The following is a 19,506-nucleotide window of genomic DNA, read 5'->3' on the forward strand; positions in this document are numbered from 1 at the left end:
GTTCAAGACGCCCTGGAAATCGTTGGTCTGCGTGACACCACCACCACCACCTGCACCGGTGTTGAAATGTTCCGCAAACTGCTCGACGAAGGTCGTGCTGGCGAGAACTGTGGCGTTCTGCTGCGTGGTACCAAGCGTGACGACGTTGAGCGTGGCCAGGTTCTGGTCAAGCCAGGTTCGGTCAAGCCGCACACCAAGTTCACCGCAGAAGTTTACGTTCTGTCGAAAGAAGAAGGCGGTCGTCACACTCCGTTCTTCAAAGGCTACCGTCCTCAGTTCTACTTCCGTACTACTGACGTGACCGGTAACTGCCAGCTGCCGGAAGGCGTTGAGATGGTAATGCCAGGTGACAACATCCAGATGGAAGTCACTCTGATCAAGACCATCGCAATGGAAGACGGTCTGCGCTTCGCTATCCGTGAAGGCGGTCGTACCGTCGGCGCCGGCGTCGTAGCCAAAATCATCGAGTAATCACTCGATCGGTTAAAAAAGGCCTCCGCTCAGCGGGGGCCTTTTTTATTGGGTTGACACAAAATCGGACCGTCTATAGAATCACGCCTCCTTTTAGCGGGCGTAGTGCGTCCGTTGGGAACAGCCTGGAGTCTGAAATCCAATGCAAAATCAGCAAATCCGTATCAGGTTGAAGGCTTTCGACCATCGCCTGATCGACCAATCCACCCAGGAAATCGTGGAAACCGCGAAACGTACTGGTGCACAAGTGCGTGGTCCAATTCCACTGCCTACTCGCAAAGAGCGTTTCACCGTTCTGGTCTCCCCGCACGTCAACAAAGACGCGCGTGACCAGTACGAGATCCGCACTCATAAGCGCGTTCTGGACATCGTCCAGCCAACGGATAAAACCGTTGATGCGCTGATGAAGCTGGACCTTGCGGCAGGTGTGGAAGTACAGATCAGCCTCGGCTAAGACTTCGGTCTTAACCGTGTAACGCTCTGAAATGGGCGGCCATAGCGGGTGAAAGCCCCGTACACTCATGAGGTTTACAACATGACTATTGGTGTAGTCGGTCGTAAATGCGGTATGACCCGTATTTTCACCGAAGAAGGTGTCTCCATTCCGGTCACGGTCGTTGAGATCGAGCCGAATCGCGTCACCCAGTTCAAAACCGAAGAAACTGATGGCTACCGTGCAGTGCAAATCACTGTAGGCGAGCGTCGTGCTTCGCGTGTGACTGCTGCTCAAGCAGGTCACTTCGCTAAGGCGAACGTTGCCGCTGGTCGCGGTGTTTGGGAGTTCCGTCTTGAAGAAGGCGATTTCCAGGCTGGCGATCTGATCAAAGCTGAACTCTTTACTGCAGGCCAGCTGGTAGACGTCACCGGTCAGTCGAAAGGTAAAGGCTTCGCCGGTACCATCAAGCGCTGGAATTTCCGTGGCCAAGATAACACCCACGGTAACTCCGTATCGCACCGTGTTCCGGGTTCCATCGGCCAGTGCCAGACTCCTGGTCGTGTGTTCAAGGGCAAGAAAATGTCCGGTCACATGGGCGCCGAGCGCGTTACTGTGCAGTCCCTGGAAGTAGTTCGCGTAGACGCTGAACGCAACCTGCTGCTGATCAAGGGTGCCGTTCCTGGCGCTACTGGCGGCGACGTGGTTGTACGTCCAGCTGTCAAGGCTCGCGGTTAAGGGGAAACTGACATGCAACTTAACGTAAATGACGCTCAGGCGATCGAAGTTTCCGAACTGACCTTCGGTGGCGAATTCAACGAGACGCTGGTTCACCAAGCAGTCGTGGCCTACATGGCCGGCGGCCGTCAGGGCACCAAGCAGCAGAAGACCCGTTCCGACGTATCCGGTGGCGGTAAGCGCCCATGGCGTCAGAAGGGCACTGGTCGTGCTCGTGCTGGTACCATCCGTAGCCCGATCTGGCGCGGCGGTGGCACCACCTTCGCAGCTCGTCCTCAGGACCACTCGCAGAAGCTCAACAAGAAGATGTATCGCGCAGCAATGCGTTCCATCCTCGCTGAGCTGGTGCGCACCGACCGTCTGGTCGTTGTCCAGGACTTCGCTGTTGAAGCGCCAAAGACCAAAGATCTGCTGAACAAGCTGAATGGCATGGGCCTGACTGACGTCCTGATCGTATCGGACGCTGTTGATCAGAACCTGTACCTGGCTGCTCGTAACCTGCCGCACGTCGACGTTCGTGACGTACAAGGTTCCGATCCGGTCAGTCTGATCGCCTATGACAAAGTGTTGATCACTGTGTCGGCCGTGAAGAAATTCGAGGAGCTGCTGGGATGAACCAGGAACGCGTATTTAAAGTCCTCCTTGGCCCGCACGTTTCCGAGAAGGCTACCGTTCTGGCTGAGAAGAAAGGCCAGTTCGTATTCAAGGTTGCTACCGATGCAACCAAGCTGGAAATCAAGAAAGCTGTCGAAGGCCTGTTCGGCGTAAAAGTCGAAAACGTGTCGACTGTTAACGTATTGGGTAAAACCAAGCGTACCGCACGTGGTCTGGGCAAGCGTAATGACTGGAAGAAGGCGATCGTCTCCCTTCAGCCAGGCCAAGATCTCGATTTCAGCAGCAGTGCTGAGTAAGGAAGGGGTGCATCATGGCAATCGTTAAATGCAAACCGACTTCCCCTGGCCGCCGTTTCGTGGTCAAGGTGGTCAACAAGGAGCTGCACAAAGGCGCTCCTCACGCACCGCTGCTCGAGAAGAAATCGAAGTCTGGTGGTCGTAACAACAATGGCCGTATCACTACACGTCACGTGGGTGGTGGTCATAAGCAGCATTACCGTCTGGTCGACTTCCGTCGCAACGACAAAGATGGCATTCCAGCCACTGTCGAGCGTATCGAATACGATCCGAACCGTACTGCTCACATCGCCCTGCTGTGCTACGCAGACGGTGAGCGTCGCTACATCATCGCCCCTAAAGGCGTGAGCGCTGGCGATCAGCTGATCGCAGGTTCGCTGGCCCCAATCAAGGCCGGTAACTCCCTGCAGCTGCGCAACATCCCAGTAGGTAGCACCATTCACGGCATCGAACTGAAGCCGGGTAAAGGTGCACAGATCGCTCGTTCCGCTGGTGCTTCGGCTCAGCTGATCGCCCGCGAAGGTGTCTACGTGACCCTGCGTCTGCGCTCTGGTGAAATGCGTAAAGTCCTGGCTGAGTGCCGTGCGACCCTGGGCGAAGTCTCGAACTCCGAGCACAGCCTGCGTTCGCTGGGTAAAGCTGGTGCCAAACGCTGGCGTGGCGTTCGCCCAACCGTTCGTGGTGTTGCCATGAACCCGGTTGACCACCCACATGGTGGTGGTGAAGGTCGTACCTCCGGTGGTCGTCATCCGGTATCGCCATGGGGCTTCCCAACCAAGGGTGCGAAGACTCGTGGTAATAAGCGTACCGACAAAATGATCGTCCGTCGTCGCAAGTAAATAGAGGGATACGACAGTGCCACGTTCTCTGAAAAAAGGTCCTTTTATCGATCTTCACCTACTGAAGAAGATCGAAGTGGCGGCGGAAAAGAATGATCGCAAACCGGTGAAAACCTGGTCGCGTCGTTCGATGATCCTGCCACAAATGGTCGGTCTGACCATCGCGGTACATAACGGTCGTCAACATGTCCCAGTTCTCGTGAACGAAGACATGGTCGGCCACAAACTGGGCGAGTTCGCCGGTACCCGCACTTATCGCGGGCACGTGGCTGACAAGAAAGCCAAGCGTTAAGGGGTTAGGAAATGGAAGTAGCCGCTAAGTTGTCGGGCGCTCGAATCTCCGCCCAGAAAGCCCGCTTGGTCGCCGACCAGATCCGCGGGAAGAAGGTGGGCGAAGCGCTCAACCTGTTGGCCTTCAGCAGCAAAAAAGCCGCTGAAATCATGAAGAAAGTCCTCGAGTCGGCCGTTGCCAACGCCGAACACAACGAAGGCGCAGACGTTGATGACCTGAAGGTCTCCACCGTTTTCGTCAACGAAGGGCGTTCGCTGAAGCGCATCATGCCGCGTGCCAAAGGCCGCGCTGATCGCATCGTCAAGCGGTCTTGCCATATCACTGTCAAGGTTGCGGACAAGTAACGGAGTCGATCAGATGGGTCAGAAAGTACATCCCACTGGCATTCGCCTGGGAATCGTCAAGGAGCACACGTCCGTCTGGTATGCAGATGGCGCGACTTACGCAGATTACCTGTTGAAGGATCTGAAAACTCGTGAGTACCTCCAAGACAAACTAAAAAGCGCGTCCGTAAGCCGTATCGATATCCATCGTCCGGCCCAAACTGCACGCATCACCATCCACACCGCTCGTCCAGGTATCGTTATCGGGAAGAAAGGTGAAGATGTTGAGAAGCTGCGTCAGGACCTGACCAAGCAGATGGGTGTGCCTGTGCACATCAACATCGAAGAGATCCGCAAGCCGGAACTCGACGCCATGCTGGTTGCGCAAAGCGTAGCTCAGCAGCTGGAGCGCCGCGTAATGTTCCGTCGTGCTATGAAGCGCGCCGTGCAGAACGCCATGCGTATTGGTGCCAAGGGCATCAAGATCCAGGTGAGCGGTCGTCTCGGCGGTGCCGAGATTGCTCGTACCGAGTGGTATCGCGAAGGTCGTGTGCCGTTGCACACCCTGCGTGCTGATATCGACTACAACACCTACGAAGCTCACACCACTTATGGTGTGATCGGTGTGAAGGTTTGGATCTTCAAAGGCGAAGTAATTGGTGGTCGCCAAGAAGAGCTGAAACCACAAGCACCAGCGCCTCGTAAAAAAGCTGCTAAGTAAGGGGTACGCCAAATGTTGCAACCTAAGCGTACAAAATTCCGCAAGCAGATGACCGGCCACAACCGTGGTCTGGCACTGCGCGGTAGCAAAGTCAGCTTCGGCGAGTTCGCCTTGAAAGCTGTCGCCCGCGGTCGCCTCACCGCTCGCCAGATCGAGTCTGCACGTCGTGCTCTGACTCGTCACGTTAAGCGTGGCGGCAAGATCTGGATCCGTGTGTTCCCGGACAAGCCGGTTACCAAGAAGCCTCTTGAAGTGCGGATGGGTAAAGGTAAGGGTTCCGTGGAATACTGGGTTGCCCAGATCCAGCCAGGCAAAGTCCTGTATGAGATCGAGGGTGTTTCTGAAGAGCTGGCGCGCGAAGCATTCGCCTTGGCTGCTGCAAAGCTGCCACTCGCCACCTCCTTTGTTAAGCGGACGGTGATGTGATGAAAGCGAATGAACTTCGTGAAAAATCGGCACAGCAGCTGAACGAGCAACTGCTCGGCCTGCTGCGCGACCAGTTCAATCTGCGTATGCAGAAAGCAACTGGCCAGTTGGGGCAGTCGCACCTGCTCTCGCAAGTTAAGCGTGACATCGCTCGCGTGAAAACTGTGCTCAACCAGCAGGCAGGTAAGTGATCATGGCTGAAGCTGAAAAAACCGTCCGTACGCTGACTGGCCGTGTCGTCAGCGACAAAATGGACAAGACCATCACCGTTCTGATCGAGCGTCGCGTAAAGCACCCGATCTACGGTAAATACGTTAAGCGTTCGACTAAGCTGCACGCGCACGACGAAACCAATCAGTGCAAAATCGGCGACAAAGTTTCCATTAGCGAAACTCGTCCGCTGGCCAAGACCAAGTCTTGGGCACTGGTTGAAGTCCTCGAACGCGCTGTTGAAGTCTAAGGGCTAGGGGTCGGAGAAATTTTATGATTCAGACTCAATCCATGCTCGATGTGGCCGATAACAGCGGCGCTCGTCGCGTCATGTGCATCAAGGTTCTCGGCGGTTCCCACCGTCGTTACGCCGGCATCGGTGACATCATCAAAGTAACCGTCAAGGAAGCAATTCCGCGCGGTAAGGTCAAAAAAGGCCAGGTGATGACCGCCGTAGTCGTACGTACCCGTCATGGTGTACGTCGCGCTGACGGTTCCATCATTCGTTTCGACGGTAACGCTGCTGTTCTGCTGAACAACAAGCAAGAGCCGATCGGCACTCGCATCTTCGGGCCAGTGACCCGTGAACTTCGCAACGAGAAGTTCATGAAGATCGTCTCGCTCGCCCCTGAAGTGCTCTAAGGAGATCCGACATGCAAAAGATTCGTCGTGACGACGAGATCATCGTGATCGCCGGCAAAGACAAAGGTAAGCGCGGTAAGGTGCTGAAGGTTCTCGCTGACGACCGTCTGGTCATCGGTGGTGTAAACCTGGTCAAGCGCCATACCAAGCCTAACCCGATGGCGGGCGTACAGGGCGGTATCGTCGAAAAAGAAGCGCCTCTGCACGCTTCCAACGTTGCCATTTTCAATGGTGAAACCAACAAGGCTGACCGCGTTGGCTTCAAGGTTGAAGACGGCAAGAAAATTCGTGTCTTCAAGTCGACCCAGAAAGCGGTTGATGCTTGAACACTGCTAGGTAGAAGACAATGGCACGACTCAAAGAGATTTACCGGAACGAAATCGCTCCCAAGCTTAAGGAAGAACTTAAGCTCGCGAACGTGATGGAAGTTCCACGCGTAACCAAGATCACCCTGAACATGGGTCTGGGCGAAGCTGTCGGTGACAAAAAAGTCATCGAAAACGCTGTAGCCGACCTGGAAAAGATCACCGGTCAAAAGCCGGTCGTGACTTTCGCTCGCAAGTCGATTGCGGGTTTCAAGGTTCGTGAAGGTTGGCCGATCGGCGTTAAAGTTACTCTGCGCCGTGACCGTATGTACGAGTTCCTGGACCGCCTGCTGGCGATCTCCCTGCCTCGGGTTCGCGACTTCCGCGGCCTGAATGCCAAGTCCTTCGATGGTCGTGGCAACTACAGCATGGGCGTGAAAGAGCAGATCATCTTCCCGGAAATCGACTACGACAAGATCGATGCTCTGCGCGGTCTGGACATTACCCTGACCACCACTGCTCGTTCGGATGACGAAGGCCGCGCTCTGCTGCGTGCATTCAAATTCCCGTTCCGCAACTGATTGGAGTAGGAAAATGGCCAAGAAGAGCATGAAAAACCGCGAGCTGAAGCGTCAGCTCACGGTAGCCAAGTACGCCAAAAAGCGTGCCGAGCTGAAAGCGACCATCGTCAACCTGAACGCATCGCCAGAAGAGCGTTATGCCGCCGTCGTCGCACTGCAAAAGCAGCCGCGTGACGCCAGCGCCGCTCGTCTGCGCAACCGTTGCCGCCTGACCGGCCGTCCTCACGGTGTATACCGTAAGTTCGGTCTGGGCCGTAACATGCTGCGTCAAGCTGCAATGCGTGGTGACGTACCAGGTCTGGTTAAAGCCAGCTGGTAAGCACCAGGGTTCTGGCGGGAGGGGAGCAATCTTCCGACCGCCGGTGACCTTGCTTCGAAACAAGCCCCTATATGGGGCTTGTTTCGTTTCTAGGTTGTGTCTAGAATGATCGGCTCACCCGAGCCCGGGTCTTTTGTCCTGGGTGCTTGGGTGGTTGTGATAGCCGAGAGGCTAATAATTCTTGTATCAGGAGCATCTAGCCCATGAGTATGCAGGACCCGTTAGCGGACATGCTAACTCGCATCCGTAATGCCCAGATGGCTGAAAAGTCCGTCGTAAGCATGCCTTCTTCGACTCTGAAGGTTGCGGTTGCCCAAGTTCTGAAGGACGAAGGTTACATCGCTGGTTACCAGGTAAGCAGCGAAGTCAAGCCCTCCCTGTCGATCGAGCTGAAGTACTTCGAAGGCCGTCCGGTCATCGAAGAGCTGAAGCGCGCCAGCCGACCAGGCCTGCGTCAGTACAAGGCCGTTACAGATCTGCCGAAAGTTCGTGGCGGTCTGGGCGTGTCTATCGTCTCCACCAACAAAGGTGTGATGACGGATCGTGCTGCACGTGCCGCCGGTGTTGGTGGCGAAGTTCTGTGCACAGTGTTCTAAGGGGGGATAAGCATGTCTCGCGTCGCTAAGAACCCCGTAAAGCTGCCGTCCGGTGTCGAAGTCAAATTCGCCGGCCAACAGCTTTCGGTGAAGGGTGCCAAGGGCACTCTCGAACTGAACGTTCATTCGTCTGTTGAAGTTACCGAAGAGTCTGGTGAGCTGCGTTTTGTCGCTCGCAATGGTGACCAGCAAGCTCGCGCCATGGCCGGTACTACCCGCGCTCTGGTGAACAACATGGTCCAAGGCGTAAGCCAAGGCTTCGAGCGCAAGCTCCAGCTGGTCGGTGTTGGTTACAAGGCTCAGGCCAAGGGCACCGTCCTGAACCTGGCTCTGGGCTTCTCTCACCCAGTAGACTACGAGCTTCCAGCCGGCATCACCGCTGAAACGCCTAGCCAGACCGATATCCTGATCAAGGGCATCGACAAGCAGCTGGTAGGTCAGGTGGCCGCTGAAATCCGCGACTTCCGTCCACCAGAGCCGTACAAAGGCAAAGGTGTGCGTTACGCGGACGAAGTCGTCCGTCGTAAAGAAGCCAAGAAGAAGTAGGGCCTAGCAAATGACCGACAAAAAAGTTACTCGACTGCGTCGCGCTCGCAAAGCACGCCTGAAAATGCACGAGCTCGAAGCCGTGCGTTTGTGCGTGTTCCGCTCCTCGCAGCACATTTATGCCCAAGTCATCTCGGCCGACGGCAGCAAGGTTCTGGCAAGCGCCTCTACCTTGGACAAAGACCTGCGTGATGGCGCCACCGGCAACATCGACGCGGCCACTAAGGTTGGCAAGCTGGTAGCTGAGCGCGCGAAAGCCGCCGGTGTATCTCAAGTTGCCTTTGACCGTTCCGGCTTCAAGTACCATGGCCGCGTCAAAGCGCTGGCTGATGCTGCTCGTGAAGGCGGGCTGGAGTTCTAAGTTATGGCAAATAACGATCAAAAGCGCGACGAAGGCTACATCGAGAAGCTGGTTCAAGTTAACCGCGTAGCCAAAACCGTCAAAGGCGGCCGTATCTTCACCTTCACCGCGTTGACCGTGGTTGGTGATGGTAAGGGCCGTGTAGGCTTCGGCCGTGGCAAATCGCGCGAAGTACCAGCCGCGATTCAGAAAGCCATGGAAGCTGCCCGTCGCAACATGATTCAGGTTGACCTGAAAGGCACCACTCTGCAGTACGCCACCAAGGCCGCCCACGGCGCCTCGAAGGTTTACATGCAGCCTGCCTCCGAAGGTACCGGTATCATCGCTGGCGGCGCTATGCGTGCTGTCCTGGAAGTTGCTGGTGTCCAGAACGTTCTGGCCAAGTGCTACGGTTCGACCAACCCAGTGAACGTGGTTTACGCCACCTTCAAGGGTCTGAAGGCCATGCAATCTCCTGAATCCATTGCTGCCAAGCGCGGCAAGAGCGTTGAGGAGATCTTCTAATGGCTGCCACCGTTAAAGTCACGCTGATCAAAAGCACCGCCGGCCGTCTGCCTAACCACAAACTGTGTGTTAAAGGCCTGGGTCTGCGTCGCATTGGTCACACCGTAGAAGTACTTGATACTCCCGAGAATCGCGGGATGATCAACAAGGCTTACTACATGCTGCGCGTCGAGGGTTAATCGATGAAACTCAATGATCTGAGTCCAGCGCCGGGTTCCCGTCGCGAGAAGCATCGTCCGGGTCGTGGTATCGGTAGCGGTTTGGGTAAGACTGGTGGCCGCGGCCACAAAGGTCAGACCTCCCGTTCCGGTGGCACCATCGCTCCGGGCTTCGAAGGCGGTCAACAGCCGCTGCACCGTCGTCTGCCGAAATTCGGCTTCGTTTCGCTGAAAGCCATGGACCGCGCAGAAGTGCGTCTGTCCGAGCTGGCCAAAGTGGAAGGCGATGTTGTCACCGTGCAATCCTTGAAGGATGCCAACGTGATCAACCAGAACGTACAGCGTGTGAAAATCATGCTGTCTGGCGAAGTCACTCGCGCAGTTACCATCAAGGGCATCGCAGCCACCAAAGGTGCGCGTGCGGCTATCGAAGCAGCTGGCGGCAAATTCGAGGAATAAATGGCTAAGCAAGGTGCTCTCTCTTCGCTCGGTAAGGGCGGGATGTCGGAACTCTGGGCTCGTCTGCGCTTTCTGTTCATGGCGATCATCGTCTATCGGATAGGTGCGCATATCCCGGTGCCTGGCATCAACCCGGACCGTCTGGCGGATCTGTTTCGACAGAATGAGGGGACCATTCTTAGCTTGTTCAACATGTTTTCCGGTGGTGCGCTGGAGCGCATGAGCATCTTTGCACTGGGGATCATGCCGTACATCTCGGCATCGATCATCATGCAGCTCATGACCGCTGTCAGCCCACAGCTGGAGCAGTTGAAGAAGGAAGGTGAAGCTGGCCGTCGCAAGATCAGCCAGTACACCCGCTACCTCACTGTAATCCTGGCATTGGTTCAAGCGATTGGCATGTCCATTGGCTTGGCCAACCAGGGCGTGGCGTTCTCTGCAAGCCTTGGCTTCCATGTGGTTGCCGTCTCCACCTTCGTGGCAGGCGCAATGTTCATGATGTGGCTGGGCGAGCAGATTACCGAGCGCGGTGTGGGCAACGGTATCTCGATGTTGATTTTCGCGGGTATCGTTGCCGGTCTTCCGAGAGCAATCGGGCAGTCTTTCGAGTCTGCGCGCACAGGCGATATCAACATTTTCGCCCTGGTCGCTATCGGTTTGCTGGCAGTAGCGATTATCGGTTTTGTGGTGTTCATTGAGCGTGGTCAGCGTCGAATCGCCGTTCACTACGCCAAGCGTCAGCAGGGCCGCAAGGTCTTTGCTGCGCAGACCAGCCACTTGCCGCTCAAGGTGAACATGGCAGGGGTAATCCCGGCTATTTTCGCCAGCAGCATTCTGCTGTTCCCGGCTTCGCTGGGTGCCTGGTTCGGTCAGTCCGAAGGTATGGGCTGGCTGCAAGACATCTCGCAGTCGATCGCTCCTGGTCAGCCGTTGAACATTTTGCTGTTTAGTGCAGGGATCATTTTCTTCTGCTTCTTCTACACAGCGTTGATGTTCAACCCGAAAGACGTAGCGGAAAACCTGAAGAAGTCCGGTGCCTTTATTCCGGGTATCCGTCCTGGTGAGCAGTCGGCGCGCTACATTGATGGCGTTCTGACTCGTCTGACCATGTTCGGTGCTCTTTACATGATGGCCGTATGCCTTCTGCCCCAGTTCCTTGTGGTGGCTGCAAACGTGCCGTTCTATCTCGGCGGGACGTCGTTGTTGATCGTGGTAGTGGTTGTGATGGACTTCATGTCCCAAGTACAATCCCACCTCGTTTCGCACCAGTACGAATCCCTGATGAAGAAAGCCAACCTGAAAGGCTATGGCGGCAGCAGCTTGCTGCGCTGACAGGCCCCTAAGGTTCGAGGAGTTGGTCATGAAAGTTCGTGCATCGGTGAAAAAGCTGTGCCGTAACTGCAAGATTATTCGCCGCGAAGGTATCGTGCGAGTAATTTGCAGCGCGGAACCGCGTCACAAGCAGCGCCAAGGCTGAGTGTGATCCGCGCTACAAGCCCAGCAGCTAGTGCGCTGCTGGGTTGATTAATTGTTTCTACAGCGATATTATCTCGCGCCCTATTTCTTGGCTTCCGGGGCGTAGGTAGCTGTCAATTGGAGTCCCACTGAATGGCCCGTATTGCAGGCGTCAACATTCCAGATAACAAGCACACTGTTATCTCGCTGACCTACATCTATGGTGTCGGTCGCACAACTGCACAGAAGATTTGTGCAGACACTGGGGTTAACCCAGCCGCAAAGATCAAGGATCTGAGCGACGAGCAGATTGAAACGCTGCGTAGCGAAGTCGCCAAGTTCACCACTGAAGGTGATCTGCGCCGTGACATCAACATGAAGATCAAACGCTTGATGGACCTGGGCTGCTACCGCGGTCTGCGCCATCGTAAAGGTCTGCCGGTTCGCGGTCAGCGCACCAAGACCAATGCACGCACCCGTAAGGGCCCGCGTAAGCCGATCCGCAAGTAATCGCACCAGCGAATCGACAGGAAAATAGACATGGCAAAACCTGCTGCTCGTCCTCGTAAAAAAATCAAAAAGACAGTGGTTGATGGCATCGCCCACATCCACGCGTCTTTCAACAACACCATCGTGACCATCACCGACCGTCAGGGCAATGCTTTGTCCTGGGCAACGTCCGGTGGTTCGGGTTTCCGTGGTTCGCGCAAATCCACCCCGTTTGCAGCTCAGATTGCTGCTGAACGAGCTGGTCAAGCTGCGCTGGAATACGGTCTGAAAAACCTCGACGTAAACGTCAAGGGTCCAGGTCCAGGTCGTGAGTCCGCCGTTCGTGCTTTGAACAGCTGCGGCTACAAGATCGCCAGCATCACCGACGTGACGCCAATCCCGCATAACGGGTGCCGTCCGCCGAAGAAGCGTCGCGTGTAATCAGGAGACAGATAAATGGCACGTTACATTGGTCCAAAATGCAAACTGTCTCGCCGTGAAGGCACTGACCTTTTCCTGAAGAGCGGCGTTCGCGCTCTGGAATCGAAGTGCAACATCGAAGCAGCCCCAGGTATCCACGGCCAGCGCCGTGGCCGTCAGTCCGACTACGGTACCCAGCTGCGCGAGAAACAAAAAGTCCGTCGTATCTACGGTGTTCTGGAGCGTCAGTTCCGCGGTTACTACCAAGCTGCAGCCTCGAAAAAAGGCGCAACTGGTGAGAACCTGCTGCAACTGCTCGAGTGCCGTCTGGATAACGTCGTTTACCGTATGGGCTTCGGCTCGACTCGTTCCGAGTCGCGTCAGCTGGTTTCGCACAAAGCGATCAGCGTCAACGGTAAGACTGTAAACATTCCATCTTACCAAGTTCGTCCGGGTGACGTGGTCTCGGTTCGTGAGAAATCGCTGAACCAGCTGCGCATTGTTCAAGCCCTTGAACTGTGCTCTCAGCGCGGCCGCGTTGAGTGGGTAGACGTGGATGCTGCTAAAAAGTCGGGCGTTTTCAAGAACGTTCCTGCTCGCAGCGACCTGTCTGCCGACATCAACGAAAACCTGATTGTCGAGCTCTACTCCAAGTAAGGGCTAGAAAATAGGTGCATCCATGCAGATTTCGGTAAATGAGTTCCTGACTCCCCGCCACATTGATGTGCAGGTAGTCAGTCCGACCCGCGCCAAGATTACGCTCGAGCCTCTCGAGCGTGGTTTCGGCCATACCCTGGGCAACGCGCTGCGCCGCATCCTGTTGTCCTCCATGCCTGGCTGTGCAGTAGTCGAGGCCGAGATCGATGGCGTACTCCATGAGTACTCCGCGATCGAAGGTGTACAGGAAGACGTAATTGAAATCCTGTTGAACCTGAAAGGCCTGGCTATCAAACTGCACGGTCGTGACGAAGTTACGCTGACCTTGTCGAAAAAGGGTTCGGGGGTGGTTACCGCTGCCGATATTCAGCTGGATCACGATGTCGAGATCGTCAACCCCGATCACGTAATCGCGAACCTGGCGTCCAACGGCGCCCTGAACATGAAGCTCACTGTAGCTCGTGGTCGCGGTTACGAGCCGGCCGACTCTCGTCAGACTGACGAAGATGAAAGCCGCAGCATTGGCCGTCTTCAGCTGGACGCTTCGTTCAGCCCGGTGCGTCGTATCGCCTATGTGGTCGAAAACGCCCGTGTTGAGCAGCGTACCAACCTGGACAAGCTGGTCATTGATCTGGAAACCAACGGTACTCTGGACCCAGAAGAGGCAATCCGTCGTGCCGCGACCATCCTGCAACAGCAGCTGGCCGCGTTCGTGGATCTCAAAGGTGACAGTGAGCCGGTAGTGGTCGAGCAGGAAGACGAGATCGATCCGATCCTGCTGCGTCCGGTTGACGACCTGGAACTGACCGTACGGTCTGCCAACTGCCTCAAGGCGGAGAACATCTACTACATCGGCGACCTGATTCAGCGCACCGAAGTAGAGCTGTTGAAAACTCCTAACCTGGGCAAGAAGTCCCTGACTGAAATCAAGGACGTTTTGGCTTCCCGTGGTCTGTCCCTCGGCATGCGCCTCGACAACTGGCCGCCTGCAAGTCTTAAGAAGGACGACAAGGCGACTGCCTGATCGTCGTAATCACCGAACGTAGTGTTTGGTAAGGAATGAATCATGCGTCATCGTAAAAGTGGACGTCACCTGAGCCGTACCAGCTCTCACCGCAAGGCTATGTTCCAGAACATGGCAGTGTCGTTGATCGAGCACGAGCTGATCAAAACTACTCTGCCAAAAGCCAAGGAACTGCGCCGCGTTGCCGAGCCGCTGATCACCCTGGCCAAGGAAGATAGCGTAGCCAACCGTCGTCTGGCTTTCGACCGTACCCGTTCGAAATCCGCTGTTGGCAAGCTCTTCAACGATCTGGGCAAGCGCTACGCCACCCGTCAGGGCGGCTACCTGCGTATCCTGAAGTGCGGTTTCCGCGCTGGCGACAATGCGCCTATGGCGTACGTCGAGCTGGTTGATCGTCCAGTCGGTGGTGCTGTAGAAGCTGCCGAGTAAGACGTTCTGTCTGCTACAAAAAACCGGGCCTAGTGCCCGGTTTTTTGTTTCTGTAATTATTGTTAATTCCTATCGCCTCAACTCGATCAATGAATTAGCTCTTGGCATGCCGCTCCCCGATACTGTCCGCAAGCCGACAAACGGCAGATCAAGACCGTCAAGGAGAGCCCATGAGCAAGATTCTTACCACCGCCAGCGGTGCACCTGTAGCTGATAACCAGAATTCCCGTTCGGCCGGCCCTCGCGGCCCGCTACTGCTTGACGACTTCCACCTGCTGGAAAAACTCGCCCACTTCAACCGCGAGAACATCCCTGAGCGCCGTGTACACGCCAAGGGCTCGGGCGCCTACGGTACCTTCACCGTAACCCGCGATATCACCCGCTACACCTGTGCCAAATTGTTCGACAAGGTTGGCAAGCAAACCGAGACCTTTTTGCGCTTCTCCACTGTAGGTGGCGAGCGCGGCTCGGCTGACACCGAACGTGACCCGCGTGGCTTCGCGCTCAAGTTCTACACCGAGGAAGGCAATTGGGACATCGTGGGCAACAACACCCCGGTGTTCTTCATCCGCGACCCCCTGAAGTTTCCTGACTTCATCCACACGCAGAAGCGCCATCCGCAGAGCAACCTGAAGAACGCCCAGATGATGTGGGACTTCTGGTCGCATTCGCCTGAGGCGCTGCACCAGGTCACGATCCTGTTCTCTGATCGGGGTATCCCGGACGGCTACCGTCACATGCACGGCTTCGGCAGCCATACCTACAGCCTGATCAGCGCGAGCGGTGAGCGCACCTGGGTCAAATGGCACTACAAGACTCAGCAGGGCATCAAGAACCTGGCACCGGCCGAAGCAGCTCGCCTGGCGGGTACTGACCCTGATTACGCCCAGCGTGACCTGTTCGAGGCGATTGAACGCGGTGACTATCCGCGCTGGACTGTGTGCATTCAGGTCATGAGCGAGGAGCAGGCAGCCAATCGAGCGGAGAATCCTTTCGATGTGACCAAGACCTGGTCGCAGAAGGAATTCCCGTTGGTCGAGGTTGGCGTGCTTGAACTCAACCGCAACCCGCTCAACTACTTTGCCGAAGTCGAGCAAGCCACCTTCGGCCCGAGCAACATGGTTCCAGGTGTCGGCCTGTCGCCAGACCGGATGCTGCAGGGGCGTGTGTTTGCCTATGCCGATGCGCACCGCTACCGCGTAGGCACCAATCACCAGCATCTGCCGGTCAACGCCGCTCGCAGCCCGGTGCACAGCTACCAGCGCGATGGCGCTATGGCTTCCGGTAGCTATGGCAGTGCGCCTAACTACGAGCCGAACAGCTACAGCGATGCGCCCAAGCAGTCGCCGCAGCATGCCGAACCGGCGCTTGCCCTGAACGGCGCAGCCGATCGTCACGACCACCGTGAGGACGGCGATTACTACAGCCACGCCGGCGCCTTGTTCCGCTTGATGAGCCCTGAGCAACAAACACTGCTGATCAACAACATTGCCGGCACCATGGCAGGTGTCAGCGCAGTTGTGGTGATGCGCCAGTTGCAGCACTTCTCCAAGGCAGATCCAGCCTACGGCGAAGGAATTGCCAAGGCGTTGGGGCTGAATCTCGCCTGAGTCGGAATGATAAGTAGAACCGCCCTCATTTGGGCGGTTTTTCAATGAATATCACTACTGTTTAGGCGTTTTTTTGCATGTTATTGCGCGTTTTTCAGTGACCTTGCAGCAGTCCTGGTTCACACTATGCACATAGCGCTTTCACATGGAGAACCAGGGCGATGCAAGGTCACCCGGACGTAATCGATTACCTCAACACGTTGCTCACCGGCGAGCTGGCAGCACGTGATCAGTATTTCATTCATTCGCGCATGTACGAAGACTGGGGCTTGTCCAAGCTCTACGAGCGCATCAACCATGAAATGGAAGAAGAGGCGCAACACGCCGACGCCCTGATGCGCCGCATTCTCATGCTGGAAGGCACCCCGCGCATGCGTCCGGATGATCTGGACGTGGGCACCACTGTGCCGGAAATGCTCGCAGCCGACTTGCGCCTCGAGTACAAGGTGCGCGCAGCGTTGTGCAAAGGTATTGAATTGTGCGAAACGCACAAGGATTACATCAGCCGCGACATCCTGCGTCAGCAGTTGGCAGATACCGAAGAAGATCACACTTATTGGCTGGAAAAGCAGCAGGGTCTGATCAAGGTCATCGGCCTGCAGAACTACCTGCAATCGCAGATGTAATCAGCTTGCCGTAACGGGCTGCATGGTTGTAAAAAAGCCCCCGGTAGCTCGCTACCGGGGGCTTTTTTTGTAGGCTTACGCCCGGTCACGCTCCAGCAACGGCTTGAGGTAGCGGCCGGTATACGACTGCTTCATATTGGTCACCTCTTCAGGCGTACCCACCGCGATGATCTGGCCGCCCTTGGAGCCGCCCTCCGGGCCGAGGTCGACCAGCCAGTCGGCGGTCTTGATCACGTCCAGATTGTGCTCGATCACCACTACGGTGTTGCCGTGATCGCGCAAGCGGTGCAGTACATCGAGCAACTGCCGGATATCGGCGAAGTGCAGGCCGGTAGTCGGTTCATCGAGGATGTACAGCGTCTTGCCGGTATCGCGCTTGGACAGCTCACGGGATAGCTTGACCCGCTGCGCCTCGCCCCCGGAGAGGGTCGTGGCCGACTGACCAAGCTTGATGTACGACAGGCCGACATCCACCAGCGTCTGCAGCTTGCGCGCCAGCGCCGGCACTGCATCGAAGAATGCGCGGGCATCCTCGATGGTCATTTCCAGCACCTCGTGGATGTTCTTTCCTTTGTACTTGATCTCCAGCGTCTCGCGGTTGTAGCGCTTGCTCTTGCACACGTCGCAGGGCACGTAGATGTCCGGCAGGAAGTGCATCTCGACCTTGATCAGGCCATCGCCCTGACACGCTTCGCAGCGGCCGCCCTTGACGTTGAACGAGAACCGTCCCGGACCATAACCGCGCGCACGCGACTCGGGCACCCCTGCAAACAGCTCGCGCACCGGCGTGAAGATGCCGGTATAGGTCGCCGGGTTGGAGCGTGGGGTGCGGCCAATCGGGCTCTGGTCGATGTCGACCACTTTGTCCAGATGCTGCAGGCCGTCCATGCTGCTGTGTGCGGCGGCCTCATGGCTGGTAGCGCCGTTCAGCGCAGTCGCCGCCAGCGGGAACAGCGTGTTGTTGATCAGCGTCGACTTGCCCGACCCGGAGACACCGGTCACGCAAGTCAGCAAGCCTATCGGGATTTCCAGATCGACGTTCTGCAGGTTGTTGCCACGCGCGCCTTTGAGCTTGAGCGACAGCTTCTTGTCACGGGGGGTGCGCTTGGCCGGCACAGCGATCTTCTTGCGCCCGGACAGGTAGGCACCGGTCAGCGAATCAGGGTGGTCCATGACCTCCTGTGGCGTGCCCTCGGCAACGATCTGGCCACCATGTACACCAGCGCCCGGGCCGATGTCGACAACGTAGTCAGCCAGGCGAATGGCGTCCTCGTCGTGCTCCACCACAATCACCGTGTTGCCCAGGTCGCGCAAGTGATTGAGCGTGCCGAGCAAGCGGTCGTTATCGCGCTGATGCAAGCCAATCGAAGGCTCGTCGAGGATATACATGACGCCGACCAGGCCCGCGCCGATCTGGCTGGCCAGGCGAATACGCTGCGCTTCGCCGCCGGAGAGGGTGTCGGCACTGCGATCCAGGGTCAGGTAATCAAGGCCGACGTTGACCAGAAACTGCAGACGCTCGCAAATCTCCTTGAGGATCTTCGAAGCGATCTCGCCGCGGCGACCGGTCAGGGTCAGCTCGCTGAAGTAGGTGCTGGCATCGCCAATCGGCAGGTTGGTCACCGCTGGCAGGGTTTTCTCGCCAACCCATACATGCCGCGACTCACGGCGCAGGCGCGTGCCGCGACAGTCCGGGCATGGCTGCGTACCGAGGAACTTGGCCAGCTCTTCACGCACCGTGGCCGACTCGGTCTCGCGGTAACGTCGCTCCAGATTCGGCACGATGCCTTCAAACGGGTGCGAGCGCTTGACGATATCGCCACGGTCATTCAGGTATTTGAAGTCGACGTTCTGCTTGCCGCTGCCCTGCAGAATGATCTTTTGATCCTCTGCTGCCAGTTCAGCGAACGGTTGTTCCAGGCTGAAGCCAAAATGCGCGGCAAGCGAGCCAAGCATCTGGAAGTAGTACACGTTGCGCCGGTCCCAGCCACGGATCGCGCCCTCGGCCAGGGTCAGCTCGGTGTTGACCAGGCGCTTGGTGTCGAAGTATTGCTTCACGCCCAGGCCATCGCAGGTCGGGCACGCGCCAGCCGGGTTGTTGAAGGAGAACAACTTGGGTTCCAGCTCGCTGATGGCATGGCCGCAGACCGGGCAGGCAAAGCGCGCAGAGAAGATGATTTCTTCGCCGGGCTCATCGTCCATCGGCGCGACCAGGGCAATGCCGTCAGCCAGCTTCAGCGCTGTCTCGAACGACTCGGCCAGGCGCTGCTGCAGGTCGCTGCGGACCTTGAAACGGTCGACCACGACATCGATGCTGTGTTTTTTCTGTTTCTCGAGGGTCGGCAGCTCGTCCATCTCGTACAGCTTGCCGTTGACCCGCACGCGCACAAAGCCCTGCGCGCGCAGCTCGTCGAACACCGCCAGGTGCTCGCCCTTGCGCTCGCGGATGACCGGCGCCAGCAGCATCAACTTGCTGCCCTCAGGTTGCTCGAGCACCAGGTCGACCATCTGGCTGACCGTTTGCGCTTCCAGCGGGATGTCATGGTCCGGGCAGCGCGGGGTACCTACCCGTGCATACAGCAGACGCAGGTAGTCGTAGATTTCGGTAATGGTGCCGACCGTCGAGCGCGGGTTGTGCGAGGTTGATTTCTGCTCGATCGAGATTGCCGGGGAAAGGCCCTCGATGGTGTCGACGTCGGGCTTTTCCATCATCGACAGGAATTGCCGGGCGTAAGCCGACAACGACTCGACATAACGGCGTTGACCCTCGGCGTAGAGGGTGTCGAAAGCCAGCGATGACTTGCCGGAACCGGACAAACCGGTGATCACGATCAACTTGTCCCGGGGCAGGGTCAGGTCGATGTTCTTCAGGTTGTGGGTACGTGCCCCACGAATCAGAATCTTGTCCACTGCGGCCTCGCTTGGCGGGCATAAACATAGAAGTATACGGCGCGCTGCCAT

At 57.0% G+C, this 19,506-nt stretch carries 32 protein-coding genes; 31 read left to right on the forward strand and 1 reads right to left on the reverse strand.

All coding sequences use genetic code 11. The features are described from left to right. The 31 genes from M2396_RS21685 to bfr form a co-directional block, all read left to right on the forward strand. Positions 1-471: EF-Tu/IF-2/RF-3 family GTPase (locus M2396_RS21685; RefSeq protein ID WP_259077910.1), on the forward strand; the 471-nt coding region annotated here is incomplete at its 5' end. 142 nt (positions 472-613) lie between these two features. Continuing rightward, positions 614-925: a 30S ribosomal protein S10 gene (rpsJ, locus tag M2396_RS21690; RefSeq protein WP_003186070.1), complete on the forward strand. Its 312-nt coding sequence runs from the start codon at positions 614-616 to the stop codon at positions 923-925. 81 nt (positions 926-1,006) lie between these two features. Then, the gene (gene rplC / locus M2396_RS21695) at positions 1,007-1,642 is read left to right on the forward strand and encodes a 50S ribosomal protein L3 (protein ID WP_101322345.1); all 636 of its coding nucleotides are present in this window, start codon (positions 1,007-1,009) and stop codon (positions 1,640-1,642) included. A 12-nt stretch (positions 1,643-1,654) separates the two neighbouring features. After that, positions 1,655-2,257 carry a 50S ribosomal protein L4 gene (gene rplD / locus M2396_RS21700; RefSeq protein WP_101322344.1) on the forward strand — a complete coding sequence of 201 codons (603 nt, stop codon included), beginning with the start codon at positions 1,655-1,657 and terminating at the stop codon, positions 2,255-2,257. Next, the gene (gene rplW / locus M2396_RS21705; RefSeq protein ID WP_010220306.1) at positions 2,254-2,553 is read left to right on the forward strand and encodes a 50S ribosomal protein L23; all 300 of its coding nucleotides are present in this window, start codon (positions 2,254-2,256) and stop codon (positions 2,551-2,553) included. Before rplD ends, rplW begins: the two co-directional genes overlap by 4 nt. Before the next feature lie 14 nt (positions 2,554-2,567). After that, positions 2,568-3,392, forward strand: coding sequence for a 50S ribosomal protein L2 (rplB, locus tag M2396_RS21710; RefSeq protein ID WP_101322343.1), 825 nt, complete (start codon positions 2,568-2,570; stop codon positions 3,390-3,392). Between the two features lie 16 nt (positions 3,393-3,408). Next, positions 3,409-3,684: a 30S ribosomal protein S19 gene (gene rpsS, locus M2396_RS21715; RefSeq protein ID WP_002555486.1), complete on the forward strand. Its 276-nt coding sequence runs from the start codon at positions 3,409-3,411 to the stop codon at positions 3,682-3,684. An 11-nt stretch (positions 3,685-3,695) separates the two neighbouring features. After that, positions 3,696-4,028 (forward strand): 50S ribosomal protein L22, encoded by a 333-nt coding sequence (gene rplV / locus M2396_RS21720; RefSeq protein WP_003103908.1) that lies wholly within the window; start codon positions 3,696-3,698, stop codon positions 4,026-4,028. 13 nt (positions 4,029-4,041) lie between these two features. Further along, positions 4,042-4,728, forward strand: a complete 687-nt coding sequence (gene rpsC / locus M2396_RS21725; protein WP_003255481.1) for a 30S ribosomal protein S3 — start codon at positions 4,042-4,044, stop codon at positions 4,726-4,728. Between the two features lie 12 nt (positions 4,729-4,740). After that, positions 4,741-5,154, forward strand: a complete 414-nt coding sequence (gene rplP / locus M2396_RS21730) for a 50S ribosomal protein L16 (protein WP_009397508.1) — start codon at positions 4,741-4,743, stop codon at positions 5,152-5,154. Next, positions 5,154-5,345 (forward strand): 50S ribosomal protein L29, encoded by a 192-nt coding sequence (gene rpmC / locus M2396_RS21735; protein WP_002555481.1) that lies wholly within the window; start codon positions 5,154-5,156, stop codon positions 5,343-5,345. Before rplP ends, rpmC begins: the two co-directional genes overlap by 1 nt. Before the next feature lie 2 nt (positions 5,346-5,347). Continuing rightward, the gene (gene rpsQ / locus M2396_RS21740; RefSeq protein WP_101322342.1) at positions 5,348-5,614 is read left to right on the forward strand and encodes a 30S ribosomal protein S17; all 267 of its coding nucleotides are present in this window, start codon (positions 5,348-5,350) and stop codon (positions 5,612-5,614) included. A gap of 23 nt (positions 5,615-5,637) precedes the next feature. After that, positions 5,638-6,006 (forward strand): 50S ribosomal protein L14, encoded by a 369-nt coding sequence (gene rplN, locus M2396_RS21745; RefSeq protein WP_011063774.1) that lies wholly within the window; start codon positions 5,638-5,640, stop codon positions 6,004-6,006. Positions 6,007-6,017: 11 nt separating this feature from the next. Beyond that, the gene (gene rplX / locus M2396_RS21750; protein WP_003255476.1) at positions 6,018-6,332 is read left to right on the forward strand and encodes a 50S ribosomal protein L24; all 315 of its coding nucleotides are present in this window, start codon (positions 6,018-6,020) and stop codon (positions 6,330-6,332) included. 20 nt (positions 6,333-6,352) lie between these two features. Next, positions 6,353-6,892: a 50S ribosomal protein L5 gene (rplE, locus tag M2396_RS21755; protein WP_101322341.1), complete on the forward strand. Its 540-nt coding sequence runs from the start codon at positions 6,353-6,355 to the stop codon at positions 6,890-6,892. A 13-nt stretch (positions 6,893-6,905) separates the two neighbouring features. Then, positions 6,906-7,211 carry a 30S ribosomal protein S14 gene (gene rpsN, locus M2396_RS21760; protein ID WP_101322340.1) on the forward strand — a complete coding sequence of 102 codons (306 nt, stop codon included), beginning with the start codon at positions 6,906-6,908 and terminating at the stop codon, positions 7,209-7,211. Positions 7,212-7,414: 203 nt separating this feature from the next. Further along, on the forward strand, positions 7,415-7,807 hold the full coding sequence (rpsH, locus tag M2396_RS21765) for a 30S ribosomal protein S8 (protein WP_101322339.1): 393 nt from the start codon (positions 7,415-7,417) through the stop codon (positions 7,805-7,807). Between the two features lie 12 nt (positions 7,808-7,819). Then, positions 7,820-8,353 (forward strand): 50S ribosomal protein L6, encoded by a 534-nt coding sequence (rplF, locus tag M2396_RS21770; protein ID WP_003255469.1) that lies wholly within the window; start codon positions 7,820-7,822, stop codon positions 8,351-8,353. 10 nt (positions 8,354-8,363) lie between these two features. Beyond that, positions 8,364-8,714 carry a 50S ribosomal protein L18 gene (gene rplR, locus M2396_RS21775; protein WP_029614571.1) on the forward strand — a complete coding sequence of 117 codons (351 nt, stop codon included), beginning with the start codon at positions 8,364-8,366 and terminating at the stop codon, positions 8,712-8,714. Between the two features lie 3 nt (positions 8,715-8,717). Further along, positions 8,718-9,218 (forward strand): 30S ribosomal protein S5, encoded by a 501-nt coding sequence (gene rpsE / locus M2396_RS21780; RefSeq protein ID WP_003255465.1) that lies wholly within the window; start codon positions 8,718-8,720, stop codon positions 9,216-9,218. Next, positions 9,218-9,397 carry a 50S ribosomal protein L30 gene (gene rpmD, locus M2396_RS21785; RefSeq protein WP_101322338.1) on the forward strand — a complete coding sequence of 60 codons (180 nt, stop codon included), beginning with the start codon at positions 9,218-9,220 and terminating at the stop codon, positions 9,395-9,397. Before rpsE ends, rpmD begins: the two co-directional genes overlap by 1 nt. Positions 9,398-9,400: 3 nt before the next feature. After that, positions 9,401-9,835, forward strand: a complete 435-nt coding sequence (gene rplO / locus M2396_RS21790; protein WP_010220318.1) for a 50S ribosomal protein L15 — start codon at positions 9,401-9,403, stop codon at positions 9,833-9,835. Beyond that, complete coding sequence (gene secY / locus M2396_RS21795; RefSeq protein WP_101322337.1) at positions 9,836-11,167, forward strand: preprotein translocase subunit SecY; 1,332 nt, start codon at positions 9,836-9,838, stop codon at positions 11,165-11,167. A 28-nt stretch (positions 11,168-11,195) separates the two neighbouring features. After that, positions 11,196-11,312: a 50S ribosomal protein L36 gene (rpmJ, locus tag M2396_RS21800; RefSeq protein ID WP_011531897.1), complete on the forward strand. Its 117-nt coding sequence runs from the start codon at positions 11,196-11,198 to the stop codon at positions 11,310-11,312. A gap of 131 nt (positions 11,313-11,443) precedes the next feature. Beyond that, entirely contained in the window at positions 11,444-11,800 is a 357-nt protein-coding gene (gene rpsM, locus M2396_RS21805; protein WP_101322336.1) for a 30S ribosomal protein S13, read from the forward strand. Positions 11,801-11,830: 30 nt separating this feature from the next. Further along, positions 11,831-12,220, forward strand: coding sequence for a 30S ribosomal protein S11 (rpsK, locus tag M2396_RS21810; protein WP_012270237.1), 390 nt, complete (start codon positions 11,831-11,833; stop codon positions 12,218-12,220). Positions 12,221-12,235: 15 nt separating this feature from the next. Continuing rightward, positions 12,236-12,856: a 30S ribosomal protein S4 gene (gene rpsD, locus M2396_RS21815; protein ID WP_101322335.1), complete on the forward strand. Its 621-nt coding sequence runs from the start codon at positions 12,236-12,238 to the stop codon at positions 12,854-12,856. Between the two features lie 22 nt (positions 12,857-12,878). Continuing rightward, positions 12,879-13,880 carry a DNA-directed RNA polymerase subunit alpha gene (locus tag M2396_RS21820; RefSeq protein WP_003255452.1) on the forward strand — a complete coding sequence of 334 codons (1,002 nt, stop codon included), beginning with the start codon at positions 12,879-12,881 and terminating at the stop codon, positions 13,878-13,880. A 42-nt stretch (positions 13,881-13,922) separates the two neighbouring features. Next, positions 13,923-14,309, forward strand: a complete 387-nt coding sequence (gene rplQ, locus M2396_RS21825) for a 50S ribosomal protein L17 (RefSeq protein WP_003255451.1) — start codon at positions 13,923-13,925, stop codon at positions 14,307-14,309. Between the two features lie 170 nt (positions 14,310-14,479). Beyond that, positions 14,480-15,919, forward strand: a complete 1,440-nt coding sequence (locus M2396_RS21830; protein WP_259078774.1) for a catalase — start codon at positions 14,480-14,482, stop codon at positions 15,917-15,919. Positions 15,920-16,080: 161 nt separating this feature from the next. Continuing rightward, a complete protein-coding gene (gene bfr, locus M2396_RS21835) occupies positions 16,081-16,545 on the forward strand; it encodes a bacterioferritin (RefSeq protein ID WP_101322333.1) in 465 nt (154 codons plus the stop codon). 75 nt (positions 16,546-16,620) lie between these two features. Here bfr and uvrA read toward each other — a convergent pair whose 3' ends face one another. Continuing rightward, positions 16,621-19,455: an excinuclease ABC subunit UvrA gene (uvrA, locus tag M2396_RS21840; RefSeq protein ID WP_259078776.1), complete on the reverse strand. Its 2,835-nt coding sequence runs from the start codon at positions 19,453-19,455 to the stop codon at positions 16,621-16,623. Positions 19,456-19,506 lie beyond the last annotated feature (51 nt).

It is taken from the genome of Pseudomonas sp. BIGb0278 (genome assembly GCF_024809895.1).
Classification (GTDB): Bacteria; Pseudomonadota; Gammaproteobacteria; order Pseudomonadales; family Pseudomonadaceae; genus Aquipseudomonas; species Aquipseudomonas shirazensis.